Source organism: Natrinema pellirubrum DSM 15624 (assembly GCF_000230735.2).
In the GTDB taxonomy this organism is placed as follows: domain Archaea; phylum Halobacteriota; class Halobacteria; order Halobacteriales; family Natrialbaceae; genus Natrinema; species Natrinema pellirubrum.
In genome coordinates, this window is record NC_019962.1 from 116,745 (window position 1) to 136,128 (window position 19,384).

Genomic DNA, 19,384 nt, shown 5'->3' on the forward strand with positions numbered 1-19,384 from the left:
CCGACTCACTCGAGATAAACGCTCAAAACGCTCTATAAACGCTTAAATCTCGTTTGGCTCCGTTTTAACACCAAGCAAACGCCGAGAACTGCCGGCGGGGTTTATCTAATAAACCGGGAAAGTCAGGAGCGGATGAAGAACAAACTGCTCACGATGACGCTGGTCGCCGTTATGGTCACGTCCGTGTTCGCCTCGGCGGGCGCGGCCGCGGCCACCGTCGACGGTGACCTCGACGTGTCCGTCGACGACGGCGAGGACGTCGTCGTCGGCGTCACGGCAAACGACACTGCGGTCGCGAACGCGACCGTCGACGTATCGACAACTGACGAGAACGCGACCTACGAGGGAACCGGGACGTACACGACGGACAACGACGGGACGGTCGAACTTCCCGACCCCGTCGAAAACGTCACCGTCTCGGTGACCGCGACGGCCGACAATCGGACGGCCTCGACCACGGCGACGCTGACCGCAGCGAGCAACGAGACGCTGGACGGCAACGAGACCGTGGATGGGAACGAGACCGACAACGAGTCGGCCAACGAGACGAGCTTCGGTTCGCTCGTCTCCGATTTCGTTGAGACCCAGCAAAACGAGTCCAACGAGTCGACCGGTATCGCCGTCGCGAACTTCGTTGTCGCCAACAACCCCGGCAACGCGCCGAGCCACGCCGGTCCGCCGAGCCACGCCGGCCCGCCGGACGCGGATGACGACGACGACGAGGACGATGAGGATGAAGACGATGACGACGAACGCGGTCCGCCGGAACACGCCGGCCCGCCGGCTGACGGCGACGACGAAGACGAAGGCGACGAGCAGGTCGACGACGATGACGACGAACGCGGTCCGCCGGAACACGCCGGCCCGCCGGCTGACGGCGACGACGAAGGTGACGACGAGCAGGTCGACGACGATGGCGACGAACGCGGTCCGCCGGAACACGCCGGTCCGCCGGCTGACAGCGGCGATGAGGACGAGACGGACGACGAGACCGCCGACAGCGAACAGTAGCGCCCTCGAAACCGATACCCGACGCCGGGCGACGATCGAGCGGATCGGCGTCGCCGGCGTCGGGCTCCGGTCGCGGCGGTCCGGAGACGGCCGCGACCGAGCGGGCACGTAGTGCGGTCGATCCACCCACCACTTTCGTTACGCCTTTTTCACAGTCGCCGAGTCGGTACGCGGCCGCCTCGAGCCCCGGGACCGGTCCGGAGCCGAACCGGGTTCGGTAGCGTTTTGGCCACGGTCCCACTCTGTCGAGCCATGACCGACACCGAGTATCCCCCGATCAGCGAGCAACTCGACGACCTCGAGTCCGCTCGCGAGGAGGGCCGTCGGAAGATGGACTGGGCCGCCCAACACATGCCGATCCTCGAGTCCGTCCGCGAGGAGTTCGTCGCCGACCAGCCCTTCGCGGGCGAGCGAATCGGGATGGCGATGCACGTCGAGGCCAAGACGGCGATCCTCGTCGAGACGCTCGCGGAGGGCGGCGCGGAGGTCGCCGTCACGGGCTGTAATCCGCTCTCGACCCACGACGACGTCTCCGCGGCGCTGGACACCCACGAGAACATCACCAGCTACGCCAAACGCGGCGTCGACGACGACGAGTATTACGCCGCGATCGAGGCTGTCATCGCCCACGAGCCGACGATCACCGTCGACGACGGGATGGACCTCGTGGCCGCGATCCACGAGGACTACCCCGAACTGATCGATGGCATTGTCGGCGGCGCGGAGGAGACCACCACCGGCGTCCACCGCCTGCGCGCGATGGACGACGACGGGGCCCTGGAGTACCCCGTCTTCGCGGTCAACGACACGCCGATGAAGCGGCTCTTCGACAACGTCCACGGCACCGGCGAGTCCTCGCTGGCCTCCATCGCCATGACCACGAACCTCTCGTGGGCCGGCAAGAACGTCGTCGTCGCCGGCTACGGCTACTGCGGGAAAGGCGTCGCACAGAAGGCAGCGGGCCAGAACGCCAACGTCATCGTCACCGAGGTCGAGCCCCGCCGCGCGCTCGAGGCCCACATGGAGGGCTACGAGGTCATGCCGATGGCCGAAGCGGCCGAAATCGGCGACGTCTTCCTGACGACGACGGGCAACCGCGACGTCATCGTCGAGGACCACTTCGAGAAGATGCAGGACGGCGTCTTGCTCGCGAACGCGGGCCACTTCGACATCGAGATCGACCTCGAGGCCTTGGACGATCTCGCGGTCGAGCGCTACGAGGCCCGCGACGGCGTCGAGGCCTACGAGATGGACGACGGCCGCAAACTGAACGTCATCGCCGAGGGACGACTCGTGAACCTCGCTGCGCCCGTCTCGCTGGGCCACCCCGTCGAAGTCATGGACCAGTCGTTCGGCATTCAGGCCGTCTGTGTGCGCGAGATGCTCGAAAACGGTGACGCCTACGACGCCGGCGTCCACGACGTCCCCGACGAACTCGACAAGGAGATCGCCGAGATCAAACTTGAGGCCGAGGGCGTCGACTTCGACTCGCTGACCGACACCCAACACGAGTATATGGACAGCTGGGACCACGGGACATAGCGGTCAGCGCTCCGGTCCGCCGTCGCCACTCTCGACCACGAACACTAGACTCCCGTCCGCGAGCCCGCCCAGTCGCAACTGGACGGGGAACGTCTCTCCGTCCCGCCGCATCGCCGTACAGCCGCCGGTCCACCGCCAGCCGTCGGCGACCGTCGGGATCGCCGTCGACTCGAGTCGGTCGACGGTCGCGTCGGGAAACAGCGCCCGCCAGTCGGTCCCCGAGAGCGTCTCGAGGTCGTAGCCGAACCGCACCGCGAGCGAGCGGCTCGCGAACTGGATCTCGTCGTCGGGAGTGACGATCGCGATCGATTCTCCAACGAACTCGACGCTCGCCAGCGAGCGCCGCGACAGCGCGGCCAGCCGCCGCCGTTCGACGAGGTCCCACGCCCGTGCCGGCAGCCGCTCGAGGGCGTCCCGATCGAGGACGGCGGTCAGCCGCCGCTCGTGACGGGGGGCCGTGACGGTATCGGCGCCATCGGTGACGACGATCATCGGTTCGTCGGACGCGACCGCTCCGTCTCCCCCGTGGCAGTCGGCATCCTCGGTCGTCCGTTCGTCGCCACCGAGCGCCGCCGTCGGAACGACGAGACAGTCGGCGTCGTCGCTCTCTTCCAACGCGGCCGAAAGCGACGACACCGTCTCGAGGGCGTAGTCATCGCGCTCGCCGCAGGCAGTGGCGACCGCCTCACGGAGGTCGTCGCCGACGACGCGGAGCCGCAGCTCGGTCGGTCGTACTCGAACCCCGTCATCGGCTGCGTCGGTGAGCGGACTCAGCATCGTCGATCACCGGCGTCGGGTCGTGATCGGCGGTCGGTTTCGGTGTGGTCGAACCCTCCCGACCTATCTACTCCCATGGACCGTCCCGTTGACCGTAACGGTGCCGTCACCTCGGACTTCGACGGGCATGCCGTGATACTCGAACTCGACGCGGACGGCTGCCCCCGAACCCGACTGAAAGAGCTGGTCGAGCGCCTCGGGATCGACCACGTCGTACAGTGGCTCGAGGTCGCTGGCGTCGGTGTTCGTCGCGTCCGCAAGTGCGTCGATTACTTGCAGACTGACGGAGTCAGTGTGGTAGTCGAGAGTAGCGCCGGTCATTGTAGACTCACCAATGCGTCCCGGTGGTATCGGGCTGGCCGTTATACACGTAATCTCTTCGCGACCCCGACACTATGTGTATAGCGTCGTCCCGACGATGGGACGGTCGGGGCAGACCGACTGGGCGGCTATCGTCACGCTGTCCCCGAAACCGCCGCTCGAGCCGCCGACCGATCAGGGTCCGTGACGGTACTATTGGGACGACACACAGGGCGTGAAAGTAACCGCTCGTATCATTGTGTCTGGTTTCGTAGGGGACGTATGATCGCTGCCGTGGCTCCTCTCGAGGCGCTCGCGGGACGGCGGGGACGGCTCACGGTCGTTGGGACGATCGGCGTTCTCGTCGCGCTCGTCCTCGGGACGACGCCCGCCGTCTCGCTCCCGTCCGAGCAGATTCCCGGACTCGTCGTCTTCGGGCTCGCCGCCCGTCGGGACGCCGACCGTCCGACCGATATCGAACGACTCACGGACGAACTCCGGGGGTTCGTCTCGCAGCTCGAGGACGCCGATCCGACCGCCGACGACGGCTCTCTCCCGGCCGAGCCGGATCTGGCCGAGTACGAGCGCGACCGAGACGACGAGATCGGCCGGCTCTCCGCGGCCGTCGACGACCTGGCGACGGCGGTCCGGGACCGCGAACGGCAACGGGCCGAGAGCGAGCGCTACCGGCGGGAACTCGCCCGGATCACGTCCGATTCGGGGCTGGGGACAGAGACGAAGATCCGCCGGCTGCTCGAGTTGGGCTGTGAGCGGCTCGGTCTCGAGACGGGACTCGTCTCGCACGTCGACGAACCGGCCGACCGGTACGAGATCGAGGCGGCCGTCGGAGCCGAGGCCGACCTCGAGGGAGCGGTACTGGACCTTTCGGAGACCCATTGCCGGAACACCGTGACGTCGGACGACGTGGTCGGGATCTCGGAGACGCCGGCGGCCGACGTCGACGTGGGTGCGGCCGTCGAATCCGCCGTCGGCTGTTACATCGGCGGGAAGATACGCGTCGATGGGGACCTCTACGGCACGGTCTGTTTCGTGAGCGACGATCCGCGGGACCGGCCGTTCTCGCCGGCAGAACGGTCGTTCGTCGATCTGCTCGCCCGGTGGGTCAGCGGGGCGTTCGAACGCCGCGAGTACGTCGCGGCCATCGAAGAACGGGAGCGCCGCCTCGAGCGGACACAGGCGTTTACCGACGACATGTTAGACGCCGTCGACGACGTTGTCTACCTGCTCGAGGAAGACGGCGACCTCAGGCGGTGGAACGAGACGCTGGTCGACGTGACGGGGTATTCGGACGCGGAGGTCGCGGAGATGAACGCCGTCGACTTCTTCGACGCCGAGAACGAGGGGGCGATTCGGGAGTCGATGGAGGAGGCGTTCGAGACCGGCGAGACCCTCGTCGAGGCCGAACTCCGGACGAAATCGGGCGAGCGGATCCCCTACGAGTTCATCGCGTCGGTACTCGAGGATCCGAACGGGAACCCGGTCGAGGTCGGAATCGGCCGCGACATCAGCGACCGCAAGGAACGCGAGCGCCGCCTCGAACGGACGACGTCCCTGCTCGAGCAGTCCCAGCGGCTGGCCGACGTCGGCGCGTGGGAACTGGATGTCTCCACGGAGCCGTACGACCTCCAGTGGACCGCCGAGATCCGCCGCATTCTCGGCGTTTCACCGGACGAACCGATCGACCTCGAGCGTGCGTTCGAGTTCTACCACCCCGAGGACCGTCCCCGCATTCGCGAGGCGGTCGAGCGTGCGATCACCGACGGGGAGCCCTACGACATAGAGCTTCGCATGTGGACGGCCGACGGCGACCGGCGGTGGGTGCGGACGATCGGCGAACCGGTCCGCGAGGACGGCGAGATCGTCACGCTCCGTGGCTCGTTCCAGGACGTTACGGAGCGGAAAGAGCGCGAACGCGATCTCGAGCGCGCCGAGACGGTCCTCCAGGCGCTGGACGAACTCGTCTACACGATCGACGCGGACGGGGAGTTTACCTACCTGAACGACGCCCTCGAGGGAATCACCGGCTACGAGCCCGACGACCTGATCGGCGACCACGTCTCGACGATGATGGACGACGACGACATCGAGACGGCCCGGGACCGGATCCGTGACCTCCGCAGTGCCGGCGAGCCCACTCGAACCTTCGAGATGGACCTCGAGACCGCCGATGGCGACGTGATCGACGTCGAAAATCACATGGCGCTGTTGCCCAGCGACGACGGCGAGTTCGCCGGGACCGCGGGGGTCCTTCGCGATATCACCGATCGCAAGGAACGGGAACGCGACCTCGAGCGGTTCGAGGCGATCGTGCAGGCGCTGGACGAACTGGTCTACACGCTCGACGAAGAGGGACGATTCACCTATTTGAACGACGCTGCCAAGCCGATCCTCGGCTACGAGCCCGAGGAACTGATCGGCAAACCCGCGGCGACAGTGATCCCGTCGGCGGACGTCGAGCGGGCACAGGACCGGATCCGCGAACTCCTCCGGTCGGACGTTCCCTCCCAGACGGTCGAGATCGTCCTCGAGACCGCCGACGACGAGGTGATCGACGTCGAAAATCACATCGCGTTGTTGCCAAGCGACGACGACGAGTTCGTGGGGTCCGCGGGGGTCGTCCGCGACATCACGGCGCGCAAGGAGCGCGAACGCGACTTGGAGCGGACGACCGAACTCCTCAAACAGGCCGAGCGCCTCGCCGGCATCGGCGGCTGGGAACTCGACCTCAGCGGCGAGACGCGGAACGTGACCTTTACCGACGGGTTACATCGCCTCTACGACCTCCCGCTGGACGCGACGGTCGACTCGGAACTGGCGACCTCGTTCCCCCATCCCGAGGACCGAGAACGCGTCCTCGAGATCGTCGATCGCACGATCGAAGCGGGCGAGGGATACGACATCGAACACCGAATGCGGACCATGACGGGGGACGAACGGTGGGTCCGTTCGACCGGCGAGCCGATCCGTGCGGACGGTGCCGATGACGCCGGCATCGTCGGCGTCCGCGGGACGATTCAGGACATCACCGACCGCAAGGAGCGCGAACTGACCCTCGAGTCGCTACACGACGCGGCCAGGGACTTACTCGGCACCGACACCGAAGCGGAGGTATCGGCGCTGGTCGTCGAGACCGCCGCGGACATCCTCGAGGCGTCGGGCGCGGCCGTGTACCGGCTCGATCCGGCGGTCAATCGACTCGTCCCTGCCGCCTCGACCGAGGCCTTCGATCGCCTCTGTAACGACGCGCCGTCGGTCGCCATCGGCGACGGCGAGTCCGCCCTCTGGAGTACCTACGTGACCGGGACGGGGACCGTCATCGACGATCCGTCGTCGGTCGATCGGTCGCAGGTCTTCGGTCCGGCCGTCGAGAGCGGGGTCATCGTCCCGATCGGCGACTACGGCGTCTTCACGGTCGCGACCGACGCGGAGCCGATCGACGCCGAGGCCAGGCGGCTGATCGAGACGCTCGTCGCGACGACCGAGGCCGCGTTCGACCGCCTCGAGAGCGAGGCCAGCCTCCGCGAGCGGGAGGCACAACTCGAGGCCCGAAACCAGCGGCTCAACAGACAGATCGAGACGACGGAACTGATCAGGCGGATCGATCAGGTCCTCATCGGGGCCGAGAGCCGCGGGGAGATCGAGCGGACCGTTCCCGAGCGACTACTGGAGGCCGACTCGGTCGCGTTCGCCTGGATCGGCGACCGCGACCCGAGCGGGACCCGTCTCGAGCCCCGTGCCTGGGCCGGTGACGGGCAAGCGTATCTCGACGACGTCTCCCTCGCGGACGACGCCGCCGAGCCGGCCGTCCGAACCGCCATCGACGGGACGCCGACGGTCGTCTCCAACGTCGTCGAGGGGCTGCAGGGCGATCCCTGGCGGCGTCGGGCGGTCGACCGGGGGTTCCAGTCGGTCATCAGCGTCCCGCTGTCCCACGCGGAGTACTCCTACGGCGTCCTGACGATCTACGCCGACGAACCCGACGCATTCGGCGACCTCGAGCGGACGGTCCTGACGGAACTGGGTGAAGGGATCGCCAACTCGATCACCGCGATGAAGACCCGAGAGGCGCTGCACGCCGAACGGTTGCTCGAACTCACGCTCCGGATCGACGGCGACGAGGACCCCCTCTCGCGGCTCGCGGCGAAGATAGGGGCCGACGTCGAGTACGCGGGCATGGGTTCACACTCGAGCGACGAGACGCTGCTGTTCGTCGAGACCGACGGCATTGCGCCCGATGACGTTCGATCGGCGCTCGCGGAGCTGGTGTCGGTCACCGATTCCCGGCTGATCAGCGAAACCGACGGGACGTGTCGGTTCGAGGCGACCGTCTCCGGCGACCCACTGGCCGCCCGGCTGGTCCGTCACGGCGGCAGTCCGCGCTCGATACGGGCCGACGGCGAGGGGCTCGAGGTCGTCGTCGACGTCCCGACCGGGACTGACGTCCGCGAGTTCGTCGAGACGCTCGGGGAGGGACACGGCGGCGTCGAGTTGCGGGCGCGTCGCCACGTCGAGCGGTCGATGGGGACGCGCAGCGAACTCGTGACGTCGTTGTTCGACGCCCTGACCGACCGCCAGCTCGAGGTTCTCCGGACCGCCTACTTCGCCGGCTTCTTCGAGTGGCCCCGCGAGAGTACCGGCGAGGAAATCGCCGAGATGCTCGCGGTAACGCAGCCGACGGTCAACCGTCACCTGCGGCTCGCACAGGGCCGACTGCTGGCACAGTTGTTCGAGGATCAGATCCCGCTCGACTCGAACTGAGTTCGAGCCGGCTCGAGCGACCGTCTCCATGGCCGGGAGTGAAACGCCCAAGGGTCCGGTGGCCGTACGACCGGTCATGGCAACATCAACGCGCCGTCGGACCGACGGGCCGCTTCGCTCGACGCTCGTCGCTGCCGCGCTCGCGATCGTCGGCCTGGCATCGCAGCAAGTGACGACGATCCCCGCGTTCCTGCTGGATCCACAGTTGCTCGAGGGGCCGACCGAGGCGTCGATCGCCAGCCGAACGCTGTTGTTGATCCTGAGTTTCCTCGGGTTCGTCCTCGTCGGCGCGCTCTATCTCGCCGTCACCGGTCGCGGCTGGTCGTACGTCGACCTTCGGACGCCGACGCTGCGAGATCTGGGATACGCCCTCGCGGGCGTCGTCGGCGGCTTCGCGTTCTTCGTCCTCGTCAGCTTACTCGTCCAACTGTTCTCGTTGCCGACCGCGGACAACTCCGTCACGACGTACATCGGCGACGACCAGACGATGGTCCTCGTCATGATCGGTATTGTCTTCTTTTTCAACGCACCGGCCGAGGAGTTCCTGTATCGAAATATCGTCCAAAAACGCCTCTACGACGCCTTCTCTCGCCCTCGAGCGGTCGCTATTGCCAGTCTGATATTCGGACTGATCCACTTCCCCGTCTACGCCGTCCTCTCGGAGTCGCTGCTGGCGACGATGGTGCCGGTCGTCGTCGTCGTCGGCGGTGCCGCGATCTTCGGCTTCCTCTACGCGAAGACGGACAACCTGCTGGTCCCGATCGCGGCCCATGCCGCGTTCAACGCCGTCCAGTTCGGCCTGCTGTATCTCGCCCTCGAGTACGACCTCGAGACCGCGGAGCCGACGACCTCGCTCCTCGTCGCGGCCGCTGGGGCCCTCCCGCTGTAACCGGCCGTCACCCATCGAGCCGCCGGTCGCGTTCGCCGCGCCGTCCGGTCCTTTATTATCGCCCGCCGGTGAGGGTGTGGTATGTCTCAGGCGAAGGGCGACCGCCGCGAGCGGGAACTCGTCAACGAACTCGACGAGGCCGGCTTCGCGGTGATGCGAGCGCCCGCCAGCGGCTCCGCGACCGAGCGGGAACTCCCCGACGTGCTGGCCGGCGACGGCGAGCGCTTCTACGCGATCGAGGCCAAATCGAGTTCCGGCGACCCGATCTATCTCACCGGCGAGGAGGTCGAGGCGCTGACCTTCTTCGCGCGGAACTTCGGCGCGAAACCCCGGATCGGCGTCCGCTTCGACCGCGAGGACTGGTACTTCTTCCACCCCGGCGATCTCTACGTCACCGACGGGGGCAACTACCGCGTCAAGAAGGAAACGGCGCTGGCTGAGGGCACCGATTTCCCCGAGTTCACCGGGCAGTCCGAGAAAGTTACGCTCGAGGAGGCCGCCGGCGAGACCGACGACGGCCCCGACGAGGACCTGCGGCGCGTTCTCAACGCCGTCAAGCAGGGCGTGATGGACGTCGACGAGGCCGCCGACGCCCTCGAGTGAGCGCGGCCGGCCGCTACGGGACTGTGCGAGCCTCGAGGACGCCGCCGACGATCGACGGAGCAGTTACTCGTTCAGCACGACGAGCAGCCCCGTTCCGACACAGACGAACAGCAGCGGCAGCCAGTTCCCGGTCGCGCCGGTGTAGTAGGCGGCGGCGATCGACAGCAGGACCCCTCCAAGGAGTGTGGCCGCTTCGGCTCGCTCGCCGATATCGAGTATCGTATAAGTCATCGATATATCATGACCGACGCATCGATTTAACTGTTTCCGAACGAACGTTTCGCCGCGGTCGGACCGGCCCGGGTTCGAGCTGCTACGCCTTTTCGAGACGGGTCCGCGGGAAGACGTAGACCTTCAGTGACGAGGGGACGACACCGTTCGTGGCGACGGTCGCATGGGGGTAGACCGCGCCGACGACCGGGACGTCGGGATCGTAGTCCTCGTTGGACCCGTACTCGGCGACGGTACAGTCGGCCGCCCCGATCTCGACGGCGTCGGAACGGAGTTCGGAGACGTCGACGACGGTGAGCCGGTCGCCGGTCTCGCGGTCGACGACGGTGTCGCCCGGCGAGATCGCGTGGTCGTCGCAGTAAAACGGCGCGGGGTCGTCGTCCGCGACGAAACACGTCTCACCGCAGTCGTGACACGCGACGGCGATCTCGCCCGGCGGCGGGGTCCGGCCCTCCGTGATCTCGATCGCGACCCGGCGAATGTGCTTACAGCGGGCCTCGCGGAAGACGTGATCCGGGCAGGTACACCTGCCGGCCTCGAGATCGACGAGATAGGTGTGGTCGCTCGCGGACTCGACCTCGTAGAGGCCGTCGCCCAGCGCCAGCACCGACATCGGTTCGGTGCGGGCGCGGCGCGATCGCTCGGTGAGGTGATCCGCGGACGGTACTGGCAGCGGCGCTTTCGGTGACGCTGTTGTTTTCATGGATGCGTCAAGGGGTGAACTCGGTGGTCGGCTGGCGATTCGAACGCGCTAGGGGACCGATGGACATAACGAACTCGCCTGAACTCGCAAGGTCGGCGTTTAAAAGCGCAAGCGAGACAGCTCCTGTCCGACCACCGCCGAGGCCCCCTTCGAAGCGCTTTTCACCGGGCCGACGAAACCGATCCGACAATGCTCGATCGCGAACAGCTCATCGAAATCGTTTCGGCGGTCGGTGCGGTCCTCCTATTGCTTGCGACGATGATCGCCATCGGCTCTTCCTACACTGCCGACAACGGGAGTCTCTCCTCCGAAGGGGCACAGCTGCTCGTTGTGGCTATTACTGGCTTTATCCTCCTGGTGACGGCGGTCGGTATCGGGCTGGCCTACACCCTGAAAGACGAGGAGGACCTCGACGCGACGGCCGACGAGACGGAAACGAACGGAACGTTCTGAGGCGGTATTCGGTCACCGTTTTCGGTTCGTCCCGGCCGATACTGCTCGAGGACCGACCGTACAGTATCACCTCCGCGCGAGCGAACGCCGTCAGTCGCCGCTCGCGGCGCTCCCGTCGCTCCCGTCGTCGCTCTCCCGCCAGTCCTCTAACTCCTCGTCGTCGGCGTCGTCGATCCGCTGTTCGTAGTAGGCCATCGGATGGGGGATCCGCTCGCAGAGGTCGTCCTTGTTCACGCAGTCGCCGTAGGACTGCATCGTGGCACACGAGGGCGGCGAGTATTCCGTCGGCGAGGTGTCCCCGCGGATGTGGTCGGTCTGGTAGCGGGTCATCTCCTCCCCGAACGACGAGTTGACCCGGTAGAGGTCGACGATCTCGTCGGTGTTCATCCCGATGCTCGTCAGGAAGGCGGTGATCGCGAACCGGGAGTGATGCGGCAGATGCTCGCCCTTCTGGATCTGGTCGAGCAGCGCCTTCATACACGGCGGGAAAAGGTCGGGGACGACGGTGTCGATGTCCTGTGTCAGATCCATCTCTGCGAGTACCTCGCGGATCTCGTCGGCCTCGTCCTCGAGGGCGGTCGCGATGGACTCGGGTACCTCGAAGGGGAGCCCGTCGTCGATCCGGCCCCGGATCGCCTCGCGGACCAGCGTCAGGAGTTCGTCCTCGTCGACGGGGACCTCGCCGGCCTCGAGGGGCTGGTTGACGAGCCGCCAGCCGTCGTCCCAGAGGTCCTCGGCCAGCGGCAGGTAGGTCCCGACGTCGATCCGGTACTCCCCGTCGGCGGCCGTCCGGACCGCGTCCCGCAGGTCGAACTCCGCGAGGAGGGCGGATAGGTCGAGGCCTGTCGACTCGACGCTTTTCAGTTCTGTCGTGTCGGTCATGTCCTCGGTGAACCGGTCGTAGGCCGTCGCGGCCTCGGCGCGGGCGTACTTGCGTACGAGGACGCGTTCGTCGACCATTGAGACCAGTACCCGCGCGACCGGATACGAGAGTAACTCGATCCGCGTATCGCGGTGTGGCTCCCCCGTCTCCCCCGACTCGATCGCGGTAATAACCCGTTGACGCGCCCGGTCGACGACCGCTTCGTCCCCCTCGACGACGGTCGCCAGATCGACCGCTTCCGTGGCGACGGTCTCGCGGGCGGCCTCGAGGAACGGATACCGGGCGTGGAGTCGCTGCATCGGTAATTACGTTTTACTCCGGCGGGATAAACACCCTGATTGCGATAATCGTCTTTTATATGTGGCAGTCGGGCTCGCCGATCCGAGACGGGCGATCGGCCGCCGAGACCTCGCCCCCGCTCGGCCCTTGCAGCGACGGTATACCCGTATTACCCGATGCTGTCGGGCGATCGCCGATCGGTCCCGGCCGGCGGTCGTCGTCCCGTCCAGCCTCGAGGATCGATTTCAAGGGCGTTCGACACGTCGGTTCGGCCATGCCACAGGCGACGAGAGACGGCGTGTCGATCTATTACGAGTACGAGCGAAGCGACGGCGACGGTCGGTCGCCGGTCGTCTTCGTGCAGGGGCTCGGGTTCGGACGGTGGATGTGGCGCTGGCAGCGGGAAGCCGTCGCCGACGAGTACGACGTGATCGCCCCCGACAACCGGGGGACGGGTCGCTCCGACGTCGGCCTCCCGCCGCTCGTCGCGCGGCTGCCCGGTACGCTTCGGGGGCTCGTGCTGCTCAAACTCGCCGGCTACTCGATCGGCGGGCTGGCGGCCGACCTCGAGGCGGTCCTCGACGACGCGGGGGTCTACGACGCCCACATCGTCGGGGCGAGCATGGGCGGGATGATCGCCCAGCGCTACGCCATCGAGTACTCCCGAGCGAAGTCGCTGACGCTGTTCTGTACGAGCCACGGCGGCCCCGACGCCGCGCCGGTCCCCGACGAAACCCAGGAACACATGTTCGATACGCCCGATGGCGCGACCGAACGCCAGGTGTTGCGCCACCGCATGCGGCCGGCATTCAACGACCGGTTCACCAACCGCAACCCGCATCTCATCGATCGGATCCTCGAGTGGCGACTCGAACAGGACGCCGACGACCCCGCACGCGAGGCCCAGGCCGCTGCGGTCCAGGGCTTCGACGTCAGCGACCGCCTCGAGCGACTCCGCGTACCGACACTGGTCTGTCACGGGACGAACGACGAGGTGGTCCCGGTCACGAACGCGCGGCTGCTCGAGGAGAAGATCCGGGACAGTCGACTCGAACTCGTCGAGGGCGGTTCCCACCTGTTCTTCATCGAGGAAGCCGACGCCGTCTCCGACTTGCTGCGTTCGTTTCTGGACGAGCAGGACTGACGGACGACCCCGCGTCCCGCTCCGAGACGGTTCGAAACCGCCTCAGTCGGCCGTCACGGTCGCATCCCGGAGCCGGATCTTGCCGTCGGTGCGAACGGCGACATCGAACCCCTCGTAGGTGAACCAGACCTGGTGGCTGCCCGCGGTGCCGACCCGGTCGGCGTGGCCGACCAGCGAATCGAGCGCGTCCGGATCGACGACCGCGTGCAGCGGCTCGAGCGCGGTCGGTTTCGAGCCACGGACCGCAGCGACGGCGGTGACGACGGCCTCGCTGGCCGGCTCGCTGTCGGGATCGAACGTCGTCACGAACTCGAGATCGTCCGGTTCCTGGTCGTCGGTCGTATCGTTCGTGGAGGGCATACCCGATCGTCGGCTAGCGGTCGGGTAGCCACTGCCCTTCGTATATCGAACGTTTAAGTGATCGCGAGAACGGTCGGAACGGTCAGTCGCTCTGGATGCGCGGCGCGAGCATGTAGGTGACCTGGCCCTGCCCCTCGGCGAAGCCGAAGTAGATCTTGACGGGGAACTCCTCGCCCAGCGCCAGCGTGACCTCGGTGTCGCCGGGGATCGCCTTGTTCATGTCCTTGAGATAGTCCAGCGAGAACAGCGAGTGGGCGGGCCCGAGCTGGAGGTCGATCAGATCTTCCTGGGTCAGCTCGAGGTGGACGTCGTCGGTGTCGCCTGCGGCGTCGACGTAGAAGTACTCCTCGCCCTCGTCGACGCCTAGGGCGATGTGGTCGGAGACCATGTCGGCGGCGGTCACCGAGCGGTTGACGTCTTTCCCCTCGAGGACGACCTCGGCGGGGAGATCGAGATCCGGGATGTCGGGCTCCTGTCGGATGGAGTCGGGGTCGATGAGCGCGAGCGTGTACTCGAGCCCGTCGATCTGGATGTGGAGCTTGCGGGTCTCCTCGTCGAGTTCGAGCTGGATGAGCTGGCCGGCGTCGGCCATGCCCGCGATGTCTTCGAGCCGCGAGAGATCGACACCGATCAGCCCGCCGTCGGCCTCGTAGGACTCGAACGCAGACGCATCGAGCGAGAGGTCGACCATCCCGACGTTGGCCGGATCGACGGCCCGGATCTCCAGCCCGTCTTCCTCGAGGTGGATTTTGCACTCGTCGACCAGCACGCTGATCGAATCGAGCGCGCTGGTGAGCGTTTCGGCGCTCACGATGGCCTTGAACATATAGATCGGGGTACGGACGGTCGGCATAAAAAGGCACCCTTTACGCGCGGGCGGGACCGCTGCCGGCAGTACGACGGGTCGGTTCGGGCCACCCATCGATCCCGGCGATACCGCCGGAACGAAAGGGTTGATAATTCGTTAGTGGCGACGACCGATCAGCGAATGCCCATCGACCAGTTGGTGACGCTGCTCGAGAACGAGTCGATCAGGGAGGCGCTCATGATCGTCTACGAGCGGTCGGACGGCGGGACGGAAGAACTCGAGTGGCGCGACGTCAGGGACGCCCTCTCGAGCGAGCAGTGGGGGACGCTCATCGAACAGGAGGTTCTCGTCAGCGCCGGGAGCGGATTCGCGATCGCCGAGCCCGGCCGCGTCGAGCGGCTCCTCGGGGGCGACGACCCGTCCGAGGACGCGGGGACGGACGGGATCGAGTCGCCGTCGTGGACGACCGCGGACAAGGCCGCGGGCGCGTTCGCGTTGCTTCTGTTCGCCGGCTACTGGAACACGGGGATCCGGGACATCGTCGCGTCGGTCGAGAGCGCCATTTTCGGCCCCGTTGCCGGACTCGTTCCCTTTCATCTCGTCATCGTCTTTCTCGCGGTCGTCACCGGGTTCTACTCGACCGTGTTACAGTCGCGGCTGCTGGATCGTGAGAAACTCGAGCAGTACAAACAGCGGATGACGGACCTTCAGGAGCGAACGGCGGCGGCCAAAGAGCGCGGCGACGAGGAAGCCCTCGAGCGGCTGCAGGAGGAGCGAATGGCGGCCGCGGGCGATCAGCTCGGGATGTTCAAGCTACAGTTCCGGCCGATGGTGTGGATCATGCTGTTGACGATCCCGGTCTTTCTCTGGCTCCGTTGGAAGGTCCGCGGCGGCCATCTCGGGACCGGTGAAACGGGGCTGGTCGTCCCGATCGCCGGCGCTGTCACGTGGCAACAGTCCCTCGTCGGCCCGATGCAGACGTGGCTCGTCTGGTATTTCTGCTGCTCGATGGCGGCCCGACAGCTCATCCAGAAGGTGTTCGGACTTCGGACCGGGACGTCCTCGTAGCGCCTCGCCCATTGAGACGGTGTGGCTCGAGCGAGTCGGCCGCCGTGCCGGCCGCTCTCGCCACACCTATCCGTCCCGGCCGTCTAGCCCGTTCAAGAACCACAGATGGCTCGCGACCACTACTACAACAAGGCCAAACAGGAGGGCTACCGCTCCCGTGCGGCCTACAAGCTCAAACAACTGGACCGACTCGAGGACGTCATCGACCGCGGCGACACCGTCGTCGACCTCGGGGCCGCGCCCGGCGGCTGGCTCGAGGTCGCCGCCGAGGAGGTCGGTCCGGAGGGACAGGTCATCGGCGTCGACTTCCAGCGGATCGACGACTTCGCGGACCACGACAACGTCGAGACCCTCCGCGGGGACATGACCGAGGACAAGACCCGCAAGCGAGTCGTCGACGCCGCCGACGGCACCGTCGATGCGGTCATCTCGGACATGGCACCCAACATGTCCGGCGAGTACTCGCTGGACCAGGCCCGCTCGCTGCATCTCGCACGCCAGGCCTTCGAGACCGCGCTCGAACTGCTCGAGGCCGGCGGCGACTTCGTCGTGAAGGTCTTCGAAGGCCCCGACGTCGACGACTTCCGGGCCGACGTCGAGGAGGAGTTCCAGTACGTCCGCGCGACCTCGCCCGACGCGAGCCGCGACGAGTCCTCCGAGGTCTACTTCATCGGGAAGGGTCGGCTCACCGCACCCGTGCGGCCCGGCGACGAACTCGAGGTCGAGATCACCGACGTCGGTAGCGAGGGCGACGGCATCGCCTCGGTCGAGGGCTACCGGCTGTTCGTGCCCGGAGCCGAGGACGGCGAGACGGTCGCGGTCCGCGTCGAGGATGTCAAACCGAGGTTCGGATTCGCCCAGCGCGTCGACCGGGAGTAGGTCACTCCCCGTCGCTCTCGAGGCGATCGTGCCGTTTGTCGATCTCGTCTAAGATATCCAGGTTCTTGCGGATCGAAGACCGGATCGCGTCGCTGCGGTTGACGAACTTGCCGTCGTCGCCGACGTGGTCGTCGAGATCATCGAGGAGTTCCTGCGGAATTTCGACGCTGATCTTTGGCATCAGTCGGTCGATCGTTCACAAGTCGCGGCCTTAAGCGTAGCTGGTCGGCGACGTTCGTCTCGCTCGAGGGAGAACTATGCTTCTCGGTCGCTCGAGCGGCGACGGGGAACGGGAAGACAGTCGGTCGGATCCCTTACTCCGGAGTCGCGCCGGTCCCGTCGGGTTCGGCGGTCGAGCCGCCGCCACCACCGCCGAACAGCCGGCCACCGCCGGTCAGGACGTAGAGGATCCCCAGCCCGAGCAGGTAGGTGAGCGCGATCGGAATCGAGAACAGGAGCATCATCAGCACGCCCTTCGGGCTGAAGAAGGCCGCGAGGACGAAGATGCCGACGACGACCGGCCGCCAGCGCTCGAGCATCGAGCGATAGCTGACGACCCCGCCGACGTGGAACAGCGCCATCGTGACGATGATGTTCAGCAAGAACCCGATCCCGACGGTCGTGAAGATGACGAGCCAGAAGAAGCTCTTGATCCGGTAGGAGACGATCATCTGGTTGGCGAGCGCGTCGGAGACCAGATACGAGATGATCGACGGCGCAACCCAGAAGAACCCGAGGTAGGTCCCGAGGGCGAAGCCGCCGAGCAGCCCGCCGCCCCAGACGAGGAACGTGCGTCGGTCGCCCCGGACCAGTCCCCGTTCCTTGGCGGGGGGCCAGGCGTAGTACAGGATCAGCGGGAGGACGGCGACGATCCCGGCCAGCGCGCTCACTTTGACCTCGAAGATGAGGACCTCGACGGGGTGTAACGCGACGACGATGTCCATCTCCGCGATGAGTTCCTCGAGACTCATCGTACTCGGATCGACGCCGTCCGCGACGACCTCTTCGAGGACGTCTCGGGGAACCCGATCGAGGAAGAGCGTGAGTACGTCGCCGAGGCCGCCGGAGTAGAGCCAGAAGAAGGTCCCGCCCATGACGACCATGAAGAGGCCGACGATGCGGAACACCTTCGAGGTGAGGCTGTTGAGGATGAAGGCGATGTCGTAGGCGTAGCCGCCGATGTCGTCCTCCGTGGTCTCGTCCTCGGTGAACGGATCGAGCATGCCGGCGGCGGTACTCGCGAAGAGTCCGCCGTCGTCCTCGGCGGCCCCGCCCTCCCCGGCCGCCGCGGCCGCACCACCGCTCGCGCCCGCGGCCGCTTCCGCCGATCCATCGCTCTCCGTCGTCTCCTGAACCGTATCGAAGCGATCGAGGATCGCCTCGGCCTTCTCCCGGTCGTCGTCGTACATGGCCTGCCGGGAGTAGTCGAGTGCGTCGTCCTCGCTCATCCGCTGGAAGACCTGCGTGGGAACGTCGGCGATGTCGTCGACGTCGAGCGTCTCGAAGTCGACGTCAGACGGATCGTCGGCCCGCCGAATGTCGTCCTGTCGCGGGTAGACGGGACTCTGGAGGACCTTGACGGTGTAGGCAAACAGCACCAACACGCCGACGACGAGCGCGATCGCGGCTCCGACGGCGACGTCACCGAACAGGCCGTTCTCGGCTGCGTACGTCCCTAATCCGCCCGGACCGCCGGGTGCTGGACGGATCGGCGAGGGAAACAGCGGGAAGACCGACTCCTCGAGTTCGTCGAACCCGCCCTGATTGATGGCCGCGGAGAGCGCGATCGCGACGGCAGCCAGCGCGCCGACGAACTGGAGCGTCCGTCGTTTGATGTGGTCGGTCCCCGAGCCGGTGGCCTTGGCCGCGCCGCGTCGGCGGAGATTGGTGACCAGTTTCGCCAGTCCGAGGCTGAAGACGTAGAGGCCGACCATCGGCATCGCCCACATCACGAGCGTGAACGGGTCCGGCGGGGAGAACAGCCCGCCGAAGACGGTGACGGCGACGACCGCGTGTCGCCACTTGTCCCGGAACGTCTCGTAGGGGATAATCTCGGTGTAGGACAACACGCCCATCAGCAGCGGGAGCTGGGCGGCGAGTCCGAACGACAGCGTCAAAAGCGCCATGAACTCGGTGAACTCGGTGATACCGAAGCTCGGTTTGACGCCGGCGCTGACGGCGTTGCCGGCAAGGAAGTCGAAGGCGAAGGGGAAGAAGATGCTGTAAGCGTAGACGACGCCGGCCACGAACAGGGACAGCGACGCGAGGATGAACCCGGCGATGAACCGGCGGGAGATCGGCACGGAACTGGTGTAGCCGCGACGGCGAAGCGCTTTCCGGGAGAAAAAGAGCAAGGCGGGAACGGCGACGACGGCGCCGGTCAACATTCCGATCTTGGCCTGCAGGAGGATCACTTCGAACGGCGTCCGTGTGATGATGTCCGTCGAGGCGGCGACGTCACCGCTCATCTGTGACTTCGCGGTCGCCTCGAGGAAGTCCCAGACGATGATCCGAAGCGCGTAGAAGGAGCCGAGGAACCCGAGCAGGAAGACGACGAACACCTTCTTGAGGTGTTGCTGGGCGCCCGAGAGTAGTGCGCCGATCGTCTCCCGGCCAGTGTTTATGGCCTGGGCGGTGTCCTCGTCGACGGCAGAACTCATTGGGTAGGTGGTAAC

The 19,384-nt window shown here is 66.6% G+C and carries 18 protein-coding genes; 9 read left to right on the top strand and 9 right to left on the bottom strand.

Annotated features, from left to right (window positions below):
- Positions 1-132 precede the first annotated feature (132 nt).
- Together NATPE_RS00595 and NATPE_RS00600 are read left to right on the top strand one after the other, a co-directional pair.
- Positions 133-1,011 carry a hypothetical protein gene (locus tag NATPE_RS00595; RefSeq protein ID WP_006183223.1) on the top strand — a complete coding sequence of 293 codons (879 nt, stop codon included), beginning with the start codon at positions 133-135 and terminating at the stop codon, positions 1,009-1,011.
- A gap of 252 nt (positions 1,012-1,263) precedes the next feature.
- Positions 1,264-2,553 (top strand): adenosylhomocysteinase, encoded by a 1,290-nt coding sequence (locus tag NATPE_RS00600; protein WP_006183224.1) that lies wholly within the window; start codon positions 1,264-1,266, stop codon positions 2,551-2,553.
- A gap of 3 nt (positions 2,554-2,556) precedes the next feature.
- On the opposite strand, the gene NATPE_RS00605 is transcribed toward NATPE_RS00600, so the two are convergent.
- Both NATPE_RS00605 and NATPE_RS00610 read right to left on the bottom strand, forming a co-directional pair.
- Positions 2,557-3,330, bottom strand: coding sequence for a PAS domain-containing protein (locus NATPE_RS00605; RefSeq protein ID WP_006183225.1), 774 nt, complete (start codon positions 3,328-3,330; stop codon positions 2,557-2,559).
- Between the two features lie 63 nt (positions 3,331-3,393).
- Positions 3,394-3,651, bottom strand: coding sequence for a HalOD1 output domain-containing protein (locus NATPE_RS00610; protein ID WP_006183226.1), 258 nt, complete (start codon positions 3,649-3,651; stop codon positions 3,394-3,396).
- A 261-nt stretch (positions 3,652-3,912) separates the two neighbouring features.
- Between NATPE_RS00610 and NATPE_RS00615 the strand changes: the two genes are divergently transcribed.
- The 3 genes from NATPE_RS00615 to hjc all read left to right on the top strand — a co-directional run bounded on the left by NATPE_RS00615 (position 3,913) and on the right by hjc (position 9,901).
- Positions 3,913-8,409: a PAS domain S-box protein gene (locus NATPE_RS00615; protein WP_015298647.1), complete on the top strand. Its 4,497-nt coding sequence runs from the start codon at positions 3,913-3,915 to the stop codon at positions 8,407-8,409.
- A 76-nt stretch (positions 8,410-8,485) separates the two neighbouring features.
- Positions 8,486-9,298 carry a CPBP family intramembrane glutamic endopeptidase gene (locus NATPE_RS00620; RefSeq protein ID WP_006183229.1) on the top strand — a complete coding sequence of 271 codons (813 nt, stop codon included), beginning with the start codon at positions 8,486-8,488 and terminating at the stop codon, positions 9,296-9,298.
- An 81-nt stretch (positions 9,299-9,379) separates the two neighbouring features.
- On the top strand, positions 9,380-9,901 hold the full coding sequence (hjc, locus tag NATPE_RS00625) for a Holliday junction resolvase Hjc (protein WP_006183230.1): 522 nt from the start codon (positions 9,380-9,382) through the stop codon (positions 9,899-9,901).
- A gap of 63 nt (positions 9,902-9,964) precedes the next feature.
- On the opposite strand, the gene NATPE_RS22040 is transcribed toward hjc, so the two are convergent.
- Entirely contained in the window at positions 9,965-10,132 is a 168-nt protein-coding gene (locus tag NATPE_RS22040) for a hypothetical protein (protein WP_015298649.1), read from the bottom strand.
- 82 nt (positions 10,133-10,214) lie between these two features.
- The gene (locus tag NATPE_RS00630) at positions 10,215-10,835 is read right to left on the bottom strand and encodes a hypothetical protein (protein ID WP_015298650.1); all 621 of its coding nucleotides are present in this window, start codon (positions 10,833-10,835) and stop codon (positions 10,215-10,217) included.
- Between the two features lie 189 nt (positions 10,836-11,024).
- Here NATPE_RS00630 and NATPE_RS00635 point away from each other — a divergent pair, with 189 nt between their 5' ends.
- Positions 11,025-11,288, top strand: a complete 264-nt coding sequence (locus NATPE_RS00635; protein ID WP_006183232.1) for a DUF7472 family protein — start codon at positions 11,025-11,027, stop codon at positions 11,286-11,288.
- Positions 11,289-11,378: 90 nt separating this feature from the next.
- Here the strand turns inward: NATPE_RS00635 and priL are convergent, their stop codons facing one another.
- Positions 11,379-12,470 (bottom strand): DNA primase regulatory subunit PriL, encoded by a 1,092-nt coding sequence (gene priL / locus NATPE_RS00640; protein ID WP_006183233.1) that lies wholly within the window; start codon positions 12,468-12,470, stop codon positions 11,379-11,381.
- 254 nt (positions 12,471-12,724) lie between these two features.
- Here priL and NATPE_RS00650 point away from each other — a divergent pair, with 254 nt between their 5' ends.
- Positions 12,725-13,594: an alpha/beta fold hydrolase gene (locus NATPE_RS00650; protein WP_006183235.1), complete on the top strand. Its 870-nt coding sequence runs from the start codon at positions 12,725-12,727 to the stop codon at positions 13,592-13,594.
- A gap of 42 nt (positions 13,595-13,636) precedes the next feature.
- Here the strand turns inward: NATPE_RS00650 and NATPE_RS00655 are convergent, their stop codons facing one another.
- Positions 13,637-13,954, bottom strand: coding sequence for a HalOD1 output domain-containing protein (locus NATPE_RS00655; protein WP_006183236.1), 318 nt, complete (start codon positions 13,952-13,954; stop codon positions 13,637-13,639).
- An 82-nt stretch (positions 13,955-14,036) separates the two neighbouring features.
- A complete protein-coding gene (locus tag NATPE_RS00660; protein WP_006183237.1) occupies positions 14,037-14,780 on the bottom strand; it encodes a DNA polymerase sliding clamp in 744 nt (247 codons plus the stop codon).
- A 162-nt stretch (positions 14,781-14,942) separates the two neighbouring features.
- On the opposite strand from NATPE_RS00660, the gene NATPE_RS00665 reads away from it, so the two are divergent.
- A complete protein-coding gene (locus NATPE_RS00665; protein WP_006183238.1) occupies positions 14,943-15,830 on the top strand; it encodes a DUF106 domain-containing protein in 888 nt (295 codons plus the stop codon).
- 105 nt (positions 15,831-15,935) lie between these two features.
- The gene (locus NATPE_RS00670; protein ID WP_006183239.1) at positions 15,936-16,709 is read left to right on the top strand and encodes a 23S rRNA (uridine(2552)-2'-O)-methyltransferase; all 774 of its coding nucleotides are present in this window, start codon (positions 15,936-15,938) and stop codon (positions 16,707-16,709) included.
- Between the two features lies 1 nt (position 16,710).
- Here the strand turns inward: NATPE_RS00670 and NATPE_RS00675 are convergent, their stop codons facing one another.
- Positions 16,711-16,890 carry a hypothetical protein gene (locus NATPE_RS00675; RefSeq protein WP_006183240.1) on the bottom strand — a complete coding sequence of 60 codons (180 nt, stop codon included), beginning with the start codon at positions 16,888-16,890 and terminating at the stop codon, positions 16,711-16,713.
- A gap of 133 nt (positions 16,891-17,023) precedes the next feature.
- Complete coding sequence (locus NATPE_RS00680; RefSeq protein WP_006183241.1) at positions 17,024-19,369, bottom strand: twin-arginine translocase subunit TatC; 2,346 nt, start codon at positions 19,367-19,369, stop codon at positions 17,024-17,026.
- Positions 19,370-19,384 lie beyond the last annotated feature (15 nt).

Excerpts from the sequence above, each read along its gene's own strand:
- hjc (WP_006183230.1), top strand. The coding sequence starts at position 9,380 with ATGTCTCAGGCGAAGGGCGACCGCCGCGAGCGGGAACTCGTCAACGAA.
- NATPE_RS22040 (WP_015298649.1), bottom strand. The coding sequence starts at position 10,132 with ATGACTTATACGATACTCGATATCGGCGAGCGAGCCGAAGCGGCCACA.
- NATPE_RS00615 (WP_015298647.1), top strand. The coding sequence starts at position 3,913 with ATGATCGCTGCCGTGGCTCCTCTCGAGGCGCTCGCGGGACGGCGGGGA.
- NATPE_RS00635 (WP_006183232.1), top strand. The coding sequence starts at position 11,025 with ATGCTCGATCGCGAACAGCTCATCGAAATCGTTTCGGCGGTCGGTGCG.
- NATPE_RS00600 (WP_006183224.1), top strand. The coding sequence starts at position 1,264 with ATGACCGACACCGAGTATCCCCCGATCAGCGAGCAACTCGACGACCTC.
- NATPE_RS00595 (WP_006183223.1), top strand. The coding sequence starts at position 133 with ATGAAGAACAAACTGCTCACGATGACGCTGGTCGCCGTTATGGTCACG.
- NATPE_RS00620 (WP_006183229.1), top strand. The coding sequence starts at position 8,486 with ATGGCAACATCAACGCGCCGTCGGACCGACGGGCCGCTTCGCTCGACG.
- NATPE_RS00650 (WP_006183235.1), top strand. The coding sequence starts at position 12,725 with ATGCCACAGGCGACGAGAGACGGCGTGTCGATCTATTACGAGTACGAG.
- NATPE_RS00655 (WP_006183236.1), bottom strand. The coding sequence starts at position 13,954 with ATGCCCTCCACGAACGATACGACCGACGACCAGGAACCGGACGATCTC.
- priL (WP_006183233.1), bottom strand. The coding sequence starts at position 12,470 with ATGCAGCGACTCCACGCCCGGTATCCGTTCCTCGAGGCCGCCCGCGAG.
- NATPE_RS00675 (WP_006183240.1), bottom strand. The coding sequence starts at position 16,890 with ATGCCAAAGATCAGCGTCGAAATTCCGCAGGAACTCCTCGATGATCTC.
- NATPE_RS00660 (WP_006183237.1), bottom strand. The coding sequence starts at position 14,780 with ATGTTCAAGGCCATCGTGAGCGCCGAAACGCTCACCAGCGCGCTCGAT.
- NATPE_RS00670 (WP_006183239.1), top strand. The coding sequence starts at position 15,936 with ATGGCTCGCGACCACTACTACAACAAGGCCAAACAGGAGGGCTACCGC.
- NATPE_RS00630 (WP_015298650.1), bottom strand. The coding sequence starts at position 10,835 with ATGAAAACAACAGCGTCACCGAAAGCGCCGCTGCCAGTACCGTCCGCG.
- NATPE_RS00680 (WP_006183241.1), bottom strand. The coding sequence starts at position 19,369 with ATGAGTTCTGCCGTCGACGAGGACACCGCCCAGGCCATAAACACTGGC.
- NATPE_RS00605 (WP_006183225.1), bottom strand. The coding sequence starts at position 3,330 with ATGCTGAGTCCGCTCACCGACGCAGCCGATGACGGGGTTCGAGTACGA.
- NATPE_RS00665 (WP_006183238.1), top strand. The coding sequence starts at position 14,943 with ATGCCCATCGACCAGTTGGTGACGCTGCTCGAGAACGAGTCGATCAGG.
- NATPE_RS00610 (WP_006183226.1), bottom strand. The coding sequence starts at position 3,651 with ATGACCGGCGCTACTCTCGACTACCACACTGACTCCGTCAGTCTGCAA.